The 11,678-nt window shown below is 43.2% G+C and carries 16 protein-coding genes; 1 reads left to right on the top strand and 15 read right to left on the bottom strand.

Annotated elements, in window-relative coordinates; all coding sequences use genetic code 11:
- Positions 1 to 425: 425 nt before the first annotated feature.
- The 14 genes from ACHZC4_RS05385 to ACHZC4_RS05450 form a co-directional block, all read right to left on the bottom strand.
- Positions 426 to 1,073: a hypothetical protein gene (locus ACHZC4_RS05385; RefSeq protein WP_394752793.1), complete on the bottom strand. Its 648-nt coding sequence runs from the start codon at positions 1,071 to 1,073 to the stop codon at positions 426 to 428.
- Positions 1,074 to 1,078: 5 nt separating this feature from the next.
- Positions 1,079 to 2,074, bottom strand: a complete 996-nt coding sequence (locus tag ACHZC4_RS05390; protein ID WP_394752794.1) for an ImmA/IrrE family metallo-endopeptidase — start codon at positions 2,072 to 2,074, stop codon at positions 1,079 to 1,081.
- Positions 2,075 to 2,887: 813 nt separating this feature from the next.
- On the bottom strand, positions 2,888 to 3,130 hold the full coding sequence (locus ACHZC4_RS05395; RefSeq protein ID WP_394752795.1) for a hypothetical protein: 243 nt from the start codon (positions 3,128 to 3,130) through the stop codon (positions 2,888 to 2,890).
- Between the two features lie 11 nt (positions 3,131 to 3,141).
- The gene (locus ACHZC4_RS05400; RefSeq protein ID WP_394752796.1) at positions 3,142 to 3,771 is read right to left on the bottom strand and encodes a hypothetical protein; all 630 of its coding nucleotides are present in this window, start codon (positions 3,769 to 3,771) and stop codon (positions 3,142 to 3,144) included.
- A 476-nt stretch (positions 3,772 to 4,247) separates the two neighbouring features.
- Positions 4,248 to 4,760 (bottom strand): DUF5681 domain-containing protein, encoded by a 513-nt coding sequence (locus ACHZC4_RS05405; RefSeq protein ID WP_394752797.1) that lies wholly within the window; start codon positions 4,758 to 4,760, stop codon positions 4,248 to 4,250.
- A 42-nt stretch (positions 4,761 to 4,802) separates the two neighbouring features.
- On the bottom strand, positions 4,803 to 5,126 hold the full coding sequence (locus ACHZC4_RS05410) for a DUF1064 domain-containing protein (protein ID WP_394752798.1): 324 nt from the start codon (positions 5,124 to 5,126) through the stop codon (positions 4,803 to 4,805).
- A 2-nt stretch (positions 5,127 to 5,128) separates the two neighbouring features.
- Complete coding sequence (locus tag ACHZC4_RS05415; protein WP_394752799.1) at positions 5,129 to 5,578, bottom strand: single-stranded DNA-binding protein; 450 nt, start codon at positions 5,576 to 5,578, stop codon at positions 5,129 to 5,131.
- A 29-nt stretch (positions 5,579 to 5,607) separates the two neighbouring features.
- Positions 5,608 to 5,895, bottom strand: a complete 288-nt coding sequence (locus ACHZC4_RS05420) for a hypothetical protein (RefSeq protein WP_394752800.1) — start codon at positions 5,893 to 5,895, stop codon at positions 5,608 to 5,610.
- A gap of 237 nt (positions 5,896 to 6,132) precedes the next feature.
- Complete coding sequence (locus ACHZC4_RS05425; protein ID WP_394752801.1) at positions 6,133 to 6,405, bottom strand: hypothetical protein; 273 nt, start codon at positions 6,403 to 6,405, stop codon at positions 6,133 to 6,135.
- On the bottom strand, positions 6,402 to 8,192 hold the full coding sequence (locus tag ACHZC4_RS05430) for a hypothetical protein (RefSeq protein ID WP_394752802.1): 1,791 nt from the start codon (positions 8,190 to 8,192) through the stop codon (positions 6,402 to 6,404). The genes ACHZC4_RS05425 and ACHZC4_RS05430 overlap by 4 nt, the downstream gene beginning before the upstream one ends.
- Positions 8,189 to 9,037, bottom strand: coding sequence for a toprim domain-containing protein (locus tag ACHZC4_RS05435; protein ID WP_394752803.1), 849 nt, complete (start codon positions 9,035 to 9,037; stop codon positions 8,189 to 8,191). The genes ACHZC4_RS05430 and ACHZC4_RS05435 overlap by 4 nt, the downstream gene beginning before the upstream one ends.
- Positions 9,034 to 9,273, bottom strand: coding sequence for a helix-turn-helix domain-containing protein (locus ACHZC4_RS05440; RefSeq protein ID WP_394752804.1), 240 nt, complete (start codon positions 9,271 to 9,273; stop codon positions 9,034 to 9,036). Before ACHZC4_RS05440 ends, ACHZC4_RS05435 begins: the two co-directional genes overlap by 4 nt.
- 213 nt (positions 9,274 to 9,486) lie before the next feature.
- Positions 9,487 to 9,681: a hypothetical protein gene (locus ACHZC4_RS05445; RefSeq protein WP_394752805.1), complete on the bottom strand. Its 195-nt coding sequence runs from the start codon at positions 9,679 to 9,681 to the stop codon at positions 9,487 to 9,489.
- Between the two features lie 281 nt (positions 9,682 to 9,962).
- Positions 9,963 to 10,208, bottom strand: coding sequence for a helix-turn-helix transcriptional regulator (locus ACHZC4_RS05450; RefSeq protein ID WP_394752806.1), 246 nt, complete (start codon positions 10,206 to 10,208; stop codon positions 9,963 to 9,965).
- A 305-nt stretch (positions 10,209 to 10,513) separates the two neighbouring features.
- Between ACHZC4_RS05450 and ACHZC4_RS05455 the strand changes: the two genes are divergently transcribed.
- Positions 10,514 to 10,783, top strand: coding sequence for a hypothetical protein (locus ACHZC4_RS05455; protein ID WP_394752807.1), 270 nt, complete (start codon positions 10,514 to 10,516; stop codon positions 10,781 to 10,783).
- Between the two features lie 168 nt (positions 10,784 to 10,951).
- Here the strand turns inward: ACHZC4_RS05455 and ACHZC4_RS05460 are convergent.
- A partial coding sequence (locus ACHZC4_RS05460; RefSeq protein WP_394752808.1) for a tyrosine-type recombinase/integrase occupies positions 10,952 to 11,678 on the bottom strand: 727 nt, incomplete at its 5' end.

Genomic DNA, 11,678 nt, shown 5'->3' on the forward strand with positions numbered 1-11,678 from the left:
GACTAATTTATCAAGTTTCGAATGCTCATATATAATTCAAGCTATAAACTTTATACACATTGCAGCTGAGAGTACTTAAAGTGAATAACAAGAAGCGGTTTAGTTCATTCTCAGATTTCTACCCGTTTTATCTTAGCGAACATACTAACCGTACTAAAGTGGACCCCTTAGTCAAGTCAATGCTTCCGGTAAACAGATCGGTGAAAATATTAGTGCTTTATTCTCTTTTAGCCTTAGCCAGCGATAGGTAGTTGTACCCTAATTTGCGTAAGTGCAATATGGCGGGGATTTTTACTCTGGTGTTTTCATTGAAACTCATACCAGTTTATTTCTTGTTATTGGCATTACACGCCCTTGGTTATTTTTTTAGTTGTTTTTTGGATAAGGTTTAGAGAGCTGAGTAAGGGCTGCTGGAGTTTAGCCCTTTAGTCTTGATTTAATTGCGGCGGCAAATACTGCTTAAAAGCCAACAGTGGCGTAATGTCTTTGGAAAACGAACACAAGCCTTCCACAAAGTTGTCTTCTTCGGTTTCGCTTTTCAATACCAGCCGCAACGTACCATCAGGTTTGGGGGAACCGAGTAATTTTTGCTTGACGATAGCAAAACCGAGTTTACGCATTACCAATAAAATGGCGGTTTCAAAAGTAATTACGGCACTTTGTAATGCTGAAAAGACAGTGGGCAAACTGTGTTGATGTTCCAGTAAAGCACGTAACGCTCTTTTGTCTCCGGTTATCAGTAAAGGGTCATCAGTTTCAACGGCGGCTGCGAATAAAAATTTTTCGCCGCCGTCTATACCGTCAATGTCACTAAGTAAGGTTAATAAAGAGGTATTTTGAACTTCAGGTAAGGTTTGTGTTTTTTCGAGAAAGGCAGTAAGCCGCGCTAAGGTTTCCTCGTTGCCGCATTTGTTTAAAGCTTTACTGGGTGGTTTTTTGGGCAGTAACTGATATTTTGCTTCGGGGGTAATAAATATGTCAGTCCATTGTTGACCTAGACTAGCCGGTAGGTCATCCAACAAGTCGCATTGCGCTAATTTGAGAATGATGTCATTATCGGCTAGAACGATCAATCGGCTTATCCCTTCAAATGGGTATGCAGTAAAGCGAGATCATCTTCGTTAAGTTCGTCTAAATTTAAGGTTTGCATTAAGGCGATATACAGTATTTCTTGATCAGTTAGTATATTCTGTGTGATTTGGTTGATTGCAAGATTGGCAACAGGCCAACGCTTCTGATTATGTCCGTAATTTAAAACAATATGCAGCGGATCAATCTGGTGTTTTTCACCGAACCGCTCAACAACGCTTGCGAGTTCATTGGCGTTAAGATTATATCCCGCTGGAACAATTTTGCATTCAGGATTGCCGGTTATTAGCTCCAGTGCAAAACGGTTTGCCGCGCGTTCGTCTTCATCATCAGCTTCAGCATCTATTTTTTGATCGATCACCGAACGTTCAGCGCTCACATGCCCCAGCGTAATGTGTCCCAATTCATGCGCCAAATCGAACAACATATAACCGTGTTGGTGTTTTTGGGTCAATACAATAACCGGACGGCCACTTTGTTCAAAGGCCAATCCATCCATCTTTTTAGCCTTGTTGGGCAAATGTTGAAGATGAATAACGGGAATGCCATCATCAAGGCAGTGTTGCAAAACATCGTGAAAGCTAATCCATTTTTTACCGGTAAGAAGCTGCTTACGTAAGGCGCTGGCATCAGGATAAAAATTAGGTTTTGGTTTGGTAGGGAATGCTTTTAAGACAATTCTGGCAAGTGAACGCGCAACAGCACAAGCAATGCTCAAATCATCAGCAACAACATTTTCACGATGTTTAAAGCGTATGCCTTGCGGTAAATTCAAAGCGGGTTCAGCGCCTTTAGTCCACAAAGTTTCGGCACGAACACTAAACGTTTGCCCTAAAATCAAGCTGGCTTGTTGCAATCCGGCGGGTGTTTCAGCAATTTCATCATCCCACCAATCGGGCAGCAAAGATTGAACATACTTTTGATTGTAGCCAACTGTTTGTAATTTTTTGTACAGGCTTTTCATGTGCGAATTTTCTACCGTCATGATTGACCTCGCTGTATGTTAATGATTTTTAATTATTATATTTATAATTCATCAGATATTAAATCTGAATTACGGTTTCAATTATAGTCGTTAAATGCTCGGATGTCGCGCTCTAAGTCGGTGGTCTCCATACTGCCTGATCTGATAATGGGACAATCTGATCTGTTTCAGTTTTATTAACAAAGTAGCGCCATTCTTTAGCCTCTAAATCAATAATACCCATTCTTACATCGGGTGTCTGATAGTGATGCTGGTATACACATTTATGGTGTAGGTAGGTTATACCGAATGTTATACCCGCAAACGAATTCTTTTGTACTTCATTGGACATAAAAAAACCCTTAAAGCCAGAAGCTGAAAGGGTTTTTGTACTTCGTTGAATCTCTTCGAATCTTCATTTGGGGCGGCGACTACCACATATTTTAATGCAGGCCACGTATAAAGGGACGGCAACAATTGCCGTTTTAAAATATACCGTCATTTATACCGTCAAATCTTCCCGCTGCCCCTGTTTTTTGCCTTAAATGGCCTGTTTGATTCCATTAATCTTGACGGCCTGGAACACACCAACGCCATAATAGAAAGCTTCTGTTTTCTCGACTCAATTCAAAACATCACAGCTACAGGCATAAAAAAGCCACCTTGTTATCGGTGGCCTTGGTAGGTGTGGGGCAGTTTGTTTTAAACCTCAGTGGATCCCGTACTCATCCCTAAGCTTTGCGTAAAACTCGTCATCACCCGCATCAAGAAAAGTGATTGATTCCTCACCATCAACCAAGCCAGCGAGTGAGTTGTAAAAGTCTTCATGACTCATCAATTTATCTTGCTCATAGTGTGGACACCATTAAAAATGTTTGCTTTTAAATACATTGGTTTCATTTTATTTTCCTCAGTTGCGGTAACTTCTATTAATTCGTACCGGGTGTCTTTGTGTTGTGTCATTTTAGAGCGCATTGTCATACATTCTTTGTGGATCATAGGGTAGCCGGTCATCTGTTTACGGTAGCCGGTTTTATCGTTAACAACTTCGATATGATACAGGCGCTCTGGCTTCATTCGATCAATCCTCAGTTTTGTTTATTGGCAACATGCCATTGATAGATTATAAGCCGTCTCGGTGTGTCTTTAATCAGTGACGGCCTGCCCAATTTATCAACGCCGCGCACAATACCCAATGCTGATACCGCCTGTTCGGTCATGGCCGCCACTTGGTTAGAGATCATATTTTTACCATAGAGTTTTTCAAGTGCTTCTTTTAATGCCGTTGTGCCATCATAATCAGCATGTGTCTGTATTGGGGCAGGTTCTAACCATTCAGTTTGTACGGTCGCTGATTTAACGGGCGTGGTTTCAGGTTGTTTTGTTTCCGGTGCGTCCTGTGTGGGTTCTGATGGTTTGGTGTGGGTGATAGTCGGTTCTAGCGAATCTGGGGAGTGTGTATCAACGCCAATAATAGAAGGTTCTTCTTCGTCTATTGAGTGACTTAATTCGCTTTCTGATTTATTTAAGACTGAGTGATTTAATTCACTGAGTTGTTTTTCAATCGCTAACCTTTGTTTATTCAGTCTGTCGGTTTTAATCGCTAACCTTTGTTGTGCGTCCCGTTCAATAATGGTTTTGACCTCAGCCATGCAAGTGGAGGGAATCCACAGCATAGCGCCTGTATTTTGCTTAGGTGTTCTAATTCGTTTAGTCATGTTAATTTGATTAGTGATTTAATACAGTATTCACATTAACATAGTCAGCGCATTAATTCAATGTGTATTATTAATTTACTTAGTGAATTATTATAGATGACTCATGCTAAAACACCGGTTAACTTAGTCGCTATTTTGTCGAGTAAGCCTCAACAACATTATCCTAATACCGCCATACAGCCGATTTAAGGCACGATACCGGATAGCCCTAATGTTAGTTTGGCTCACATTTGATATTGATGTACCGATCATGACAAAGTTAGAAGTGAGAAATCCTCACCTCTAAAAGTAAATACATTCAATATTGATGTACAGGTAGGACAAAGGGTAACTTTCCTTTATGGCGTTAGGGTGTCCCATACAGTCATGATTGATAGTTTCTACATATAGGCCATTGAGTATAGAATTTAGGTATTGATACCAAAGGGCTACAGACATAAAAAAGCCACTGGTTAGAGTGGCTCACTGTTGGTTAATTACCCCTGTTCGGGCTGTTCCTTTAATTTACGAACCCTGTGTTCCTCCTCAACATCAAAGATAAGGTTAATTCTCCCCTGTAATAAATCCACACCTTTACCTGATTCAATGAACATTGCTGATTGTTCCCGTAACACCTTTAGCAGCTCTATTCCCGTCTCAGCGGCCATGCTGCCATTAAGCACACTTGCCGTAATATCCGCCGCGCTTGCGTTGATCTGTTCAGGTCTTGAAAATCCTCTGTAGCTGTTATCACCATCACCCCTAAGATGACTGGGTGTTATTGGGTTGTCGGTAATTTGTGTTTGGGGCTTCAATACTGGAATAGTCCGGTCTAGCAGTATTTTAGCCGCCGCCATATCGCCGCCTTTAGCCGCCTGTACAACCGTTTCTAACACGTCCCTAATATCATCCGGTGTTATCAGTTTTCTAAGTTGTATTGATGAACCTATACCCACTGGCCTTCCAGCGTGGTTTCCTGATTGTCCTTTTTTAAATACTGGAGTTGGCATGGTGTGACCTTTGATAATTTCTGATCGAATCAGTAAAAAACACTATCTAACCTCGCTAATTCTTACGCCATGAACCCATAATAGCAATTTGCGTTTAATCCGGTACTCAGGGGTAAGGAATCCTTTAACATCCTCGACCACTAAGCCGGTGGAATTCCTGTAAACAAAATCGGCCTTGTACTTGGTAGCCCGTTCGCCTGGCTGTTTGGGGATCAGCTCGAATTCTTTCTGTAATTCCAAGTCAGCGATAACACCCGACTGTTGAAGCGCCTTCAATTCTAAATACCGCTTGGCTTCTGCCTTGCTATCGAACTTTAGCCCGTCCACAACGGTTTTTACTGCCCTGTATTTTGATAAGTTACGCATGGTTAAAACGGTATTTTGTCGTTAAATTCTGGGTAGGTTGGCATCGTGGAATAATCCGGTGTAAAGCCGTTATCCTTGCGCCCTGTGCGGTTTGATTGTGGGCGTGGCCTTGGCTGTGACTGTTCAGGCTGTTCTGTTGCCGCCCGTCGTTTCTTAATGTCGTATGGTGATAATGAGTTATTGGCTGTAATCGATAAGCCGTGTTTGGTTTCCCCGGTTGTTTTGTCTTCCCATGAGGTAGGTTTCAGGGATCCAATGACGGCCAGCGCATCACCCTTGCCCAACTTGGCTATGCGTTCGGCAACTTCACCAAATGCCACGCCTGAAATAATGACTGGTTCCGTGTCTCCAACTGATACCGATAACAGGAACTGGCAATAAACCGCACCTTTGGCAGATGTTTTTAATTGAACGTCTCGGATTAATTTACCGCTTACTAATGAATCTAACATGATGTGCTCCTATAAATTCGTGATGTGGATTAATTAACGCTTGCCCGTTTAAAGCTGCTTTTAAGATTGCCATCCATTACATAATCAGTCGTTGCCGTAAGCAGTCCGTAAAACATGGCCTTGGTTTCCATATCGTCAAAATGAATTTTGTTATTGTCCAATGCCCTGATAACCTCATGGCCGCATGTTGCCAGTGCGGTTTTTAAGTCATCTGGGTTGGTCATATCAAGTTGCATCGATTGTGACAATTGAAAGAGTCGTTCAAGTGTTGGGCTCATCATCATTTCGTGGGCTGCTTTGTCTAGGTCTTTGGTCATTGTGGGGTGTCTTGTGTTGTGTGGTTTGGGTTTGGTAACGCCATAAAAGATAAAGTTATTCTTTATGGCGTTGTGTCATTAAATGATGACTACATCATCGATAGTTTTCATAAAACACCCCTATTTATCTGTTGAGGTTAGCAGCTAATACCTAATGTTAATTGTTGTTTAATAGACTTTTATTTGAAGTATTTACACCATAAAAGGTAATATCCTGTTTTTGGCGTTGTGTGTTACCTAGCCCTTGTGTTTGATGTACTCGAGCAAGCCGTTAAGTTTTTCGGTGTCTTCTGTAACCTCGGCAATGATTAACGGATCCTCTTCACCAATGCCAGCCAGCCATTGAAGCGCCTTTTCAATCCTGAGTTGCTGCAATATCGCGGGTTTGTTGGCTAAGATGAAAACACGCTGCTGTTGGGTTAACTCATCAATGGGGGAAATAATCACCTTGTCATCATCACCTTCACGGATTGCAAAACCCGCCGCCCTGATTTTTGATAACTGGTTCATATTGCGCCCTCGCTATTTTTGTTATCCGTAAATTTTTTAAATTGTTCGGATTTAAGCGTCATATCCGTCATATCCGTCATACCACCACTCAAACCCGCGCCGTTACTGGGTTCATCCATGACGGATAGATTTTCGCTATCCGTCATGCTATCCGTCATAAATTGGCTATCCGTCATAATGACACTTGCATGACGGTTACATGACGGATAGGTTTTGCTATCTGTCATGGCTGTAACCCTTGCCACGTCTGGATTGTAGCCATCTAATGACGGATATGACGGATATGACGGATAAATCCCAGAAGTTTTAATTTTGTAAAACCTGCCTGTCATCGTTCGGCCATCTTCTATGGATAAACCCAGTTTTCTAAATCCCGGCATCAATCGCTTAATAATGTTGCTTAAGCCCTTTGTCGATTGTGGCCACGCTTTTGATCTGGTTTGCCGTTCCCCTGCTATAGCCTCCAAGGCACTCATTAAATCATTTGGTGAACCTGTCCAACTATCTCGGCTATCCATTAGCGCCATGATTGCCGAACCTGCTGGACTAGCCTCTATTCCAAGTTCTACCGCTTCTGTTTGGTTTTTACTGTGGGCTTTCATAAATTCGCCTTCGTACCCCGTGCCAACCTCACAAGCCGCCGTCCATTTGGCCATATCAGCCATACGCGGTTTATAAGGCAGTTTTACACTGTCATAATTTGCCAGTCCTAAAGCTAATAAATCCAGCAATCCACCTAAAATATGCGGTTTGTCAGCCTCGAAAGCTGTCCAGAATTCCTCCTCACTGCGTCGGTTATCGCCTTCGATAACAGGCAGGTTAATAATTATTGAACGTTCTGCAAGGTCTGGCCGTGTGGCGATATCATCAATACCGTTTATCAGTACAGGGCGCTGAATCTCTATCAAAAACTGCTCACCATCGCTGTAAAGCTGCCGTTTATCGATACCGCCACCTGTGCTAAGCCTGCATAGCGCATCGCTTAATTCAGGGGATAATCCGCTTAGATTGTCCAGCACCACCATGTAATTGTTGCAAGCTGATACCAGAAGTGAATCTATATCCTTTGGTGGGTTCCTTAATGGCACTGTGGAAGGATCCACTAGCGACCGTAACACTTTAGACGTGGTGCTTTTGCCCGTACCTTGCTCACCCTGCAAAATCAGCACAGGGAAAGGCTTTACACCGCCCAGGGCGCATAATAGCCAGCCAAGTATTAGCGGGAACTGGTCATCATCTGCATTAATGTATTGTTTCAATAACTCAGCATTGCCATTTTTTGACGGTACGGGCAGGCTTGCGGCGCCTTTCCGTCTGGTAAATTTAACGCTTGGTTTATCTATAAGCTGCCAGCCATTGGCGGTAACGTTGACGCACTGCCATTCGCTGCACCCAATATCGATATTGATAACACAACTGATTTTTGATACCCGCATAAAAACATCATGCTTAGGATTGTTAAATTTTGCCTCGGCTTCGAGTGTAGATAATGCCTCGGTTAATGCAGGCGTATTACAGCCTTTACCGGTCAGCTTAAAATATTCGTGGCTAAGGTATTCATTAAATCCACTCGATTTAAGCCTAAAAATGGCCTGTCCTTTACCTGCTGGCATAATTGCGTAACCATCCCCATTTGGGCAGTGGAATAAATCCAGCTTCTTACCAATTTCAATTAGGATTGTTGACTGTGTTTTTTTCCGGCCATCCTCGTCACGGAAAATTATTCTTGTATCAATAGCAGCCGGTTCAGGTTTAACAGCACTATTAAGGTCAATTACATTATTCATGCTGCCACCTCTGAATTCATATTCACATAATCGTTATAATCCCCGCCCACCATAGGACAGACTGACAAAAAGCCATTTACCGCTAACGCAGCCGCTTGTGCTTTTGTTTGGCCAATACCGTTTATATCGTTATCAGCCATAAGGATAATGTCCGTGTTTGGGTGTCGTGATCTGGCAACCAATGCCACCGCTTCAAGGTTTCCAGCGTCAAAGGCTGCAATAGTTTGCTGTCCGGTGTCCTGGTAAATACTGGCTGCTGTAGCGAATCCCTCGGCAATACAAAGCCGTTCAGACTTAACGCCAATGACATAAAAGCAGCCTTTTTTCCTGCCGCCTTTCAAAAATCGCTTAGTACCATCAGCGCCAATGAATTGAAGGTTAACTATTTCAATGGCTTCATTAAACAAGGGGATTATTAACCGACCATCACGGGCAATGCGTGTGCCGTGGGGCTTGATATTTTTACGGGTAAGGTATGGATGATTAACGGCAACTTGTGCGTTATCGTAGATGTAACGAGCTTTGTCGGCGGCCTCATCATGACGGGCTTTAAGTTCAGCGGCTTGTTCGGCTTCAATCCTTTGGCGTTGGGCTTTGAACTCGGCTTTTTGCTCTGGGGTGAATTTTTGACTGTAGCCTTCGAGTTTCCAGTTCTCTTTAATGCCCTGCTTAAAATCCTGAAACCATCCAGCTGCGCGACCGTCAAGATGCAAGCCGTAAGCGCCGTCCAGCTTGCCGTTTATCTTAAATCTGTGAAGTTGGCCGTCCGGTACGATTTCATCAGGTGGAGTAATTCCAGCGGACTGCATAGCAGTTTTAAATTGATTAATTACGTTTTGCATCATGCCACCTCGCCAATAGCAGCCAACAAAACATACTCGGCAACTTTACGATGTCCGTTGATCGTACGGCGGTAGGTGATGATATTGTGGCCTTTTGCCCGTAACTCCTGAATTCTCGAACCCGGGTGCATTACATCAAGTTTTTCCCGTGCCTCGAATGTGCTTAGGGAATGGTTTGATTGCAGGTAAGCCAATATTGCCGCCTGCTGGGTTTCTATACTGCTTAGTTTTTGTTCCATACAGAACATCCTTATTTGATAAAGGACACTTGCAACCACGACAGGACAGGTTATAATCAAACCCGCGTCGTCCTGCTTTGTGGTTGCAAGAAGCCCTAATTAATTAAAATTGGTTAGGGCTTTTTTATTGCCAAAAATTTAGCAGTGATGATGCAAGCACCGCCGCCACCAATATCATTTGGTCTTGAATGACATACAGATTGATTAGCCAGCTCATACAGCACTGCCTTTTAAGTGCAGCATTCCAGCGAACTTAACGCACAGTGACGGGTAACGCTTTTTAAGCCGTAACGCCCTGAATCCTTCCATATTTTCAGCAATCAATCTGCCGTGGTCGAATACTTCAAAGCGTGATTCTAGGTTGGTTTTTGGGTGTGTTTGTCCGAGTTGGACGGGTGGTGTTTTCATTTTGATGATTCCTTGTAAGTGTGAATTGCCCTTTGGGTCTAATCGTAGGGCGGTGCGATGTATCAAGTTAGACCTACCGCACAAGGACGCGGCCAACCTTTTGACGGGTTGCTCAATACACCACACCATAACGGTGTGTAAAATTACTACTGCTGGGGACACAAAAAAACCACGTTTAATAGTGGCCTTCTGGCCTTGTTTAATCGGGGGTCTAATCCCGTCATTGCTGTTGCAACGATTTGATAGATTAATGCTCTGAGGTTGATTCGTCAAGGCTTGCATTAGTTGCCACCTTGAACAGCACGGCTAGCGGCAATACGTGAATCTATCCAAGCCTGAACTTCAGATTCAACCCAGGCTATTGTTCTGGAGCTTAAATTTATAGGGCGTGGGAAAGTTGGGTCGTACTGTGGTGATTTTGGGTTTAGTTTGTTGTATATGCTGGTTCGCTTTAGGCCAGTGGCTTGTTCGAGTTGAGGCCGTCTAATTGCGCGGTGTATGGGGTTTTGAGCGGGTAAGTTTTGCATATAATAGGCTTCCAGTGAATGAGTTGGTACTGGAAGTTGATTATATGCACATCTTATTGAGGAATTAAGATGAAAAATTTCATGTTTTGAATGTTTTTGTATGTCCTAAGCTGTATTTGTCCTAAGAAGTGAAAACCGGAAACAGGTTAACGAATCCTGCTTATTGCCCCGTCGGGCTATCCGGTTGATTGATTATAATCTAGTTGGTAGTACGTAACGCCATGTATGTTGGGCATTTATCTGTATGCCTCATTGAACTTATTTAAGTGCATGATAGAATTAAATAATAATTAATGGAGGTTGCTATGAATGCTGTTGTTAAAACAAAAGATATTGAAACGATTTTTGACCATAATATTACTTCAGATGAAATTCTTGCTTTAACAGATGGTTATCAAGAATCCCAAGAAGATTACTTATATGCGTTAGATCAAGACAGTGCTTTTGCTGATCTGTACCGCTTATATAGTCTTCGTGGCAACAGCGATAAAGCGTTATTTTTTTGTGATCAAATTACAGACATTGCCTTTAAAAACCAATTTAAAGCCCGTCCTTGTTGCGCTGCGCATTCCTGATTTGTACCTCTATTTTTGCTGTTTCATTAATAAGCGGTAAACTGAATACGCCTTAGAGCTGTGACCCTCACTAATTCTACGAGTGGTAGCGGAGCAATCCCCTAGTGAAGCTGGAGTTGAAGTACCAGCCATGCTTTAAGGTTTCTTTATCTCTCTATATTTAAAGTTTCAAACTGCCCTGTTAATCGGTATCACCACCGCACCATTCTTTAAAGTATCAAGATAATCCGCCCACTGTTGCATCATTGCCCGTCTTTCTGGAAGGTGGGCGGTTCTGTTGTAAGCTCTGCCGTTAGCGTCCCTGACTGCGTGGGCTAATTGATGTTCTATGAAGTCGGGACGAATGCCTAATACCTCGTCCATGATAGTTCTGGCCATTGCCCTAAAGCCGTGGGCAGTCATTTGATCGGAACTGTAACCAAGCCGCCGCAATGCTGCCCCCAAAGTATTTTCACTCATGCACCTGTTACCGTGCGGTGTGCGTTCTGAGGGGAATACATAACGGCCATGGCCTGTTAACGGGTGAAGTTCTGAAAGTATCGCTACTGCCTGGGTTGATAACGGGACAATGTGATCTGTTCCGGTTTTGGTGACAAAGTACCGCCATTCTTTAGCCTCTAAATCAATATGCTCCCATTCAGCCGCCCTTAATTCACCTGGACGCACAAACACCAACGGCGCAAGCTTCAACGCAGATAAAGCAGTAAATGTGCCTGTGTATTTGTCGATTGCCCGTAGCAGTTCGCCCACTTCCTTGGGTTCCGTAATTGATGCAAAATGCCCACCTTTGGCCACGGGTAACGCGCCTTTTAAATCCGGTGTAATGTCCCGTTCGGTTCTGCCAGTGGCCACCGCGTACCTGAAAACCTGCCCCACGATCTGTAAAACCCTGTGC

Origin of the sequence: Crenothrix sp. (assembly GCF_043729335.1) — a bacterium.
Taxonomy (GTDB): domain Bacteria; phylum Pseudomonadota; class Gammaproteobacteria; order Methylococcales; family Methylomonadaceae; genus Crenothrix.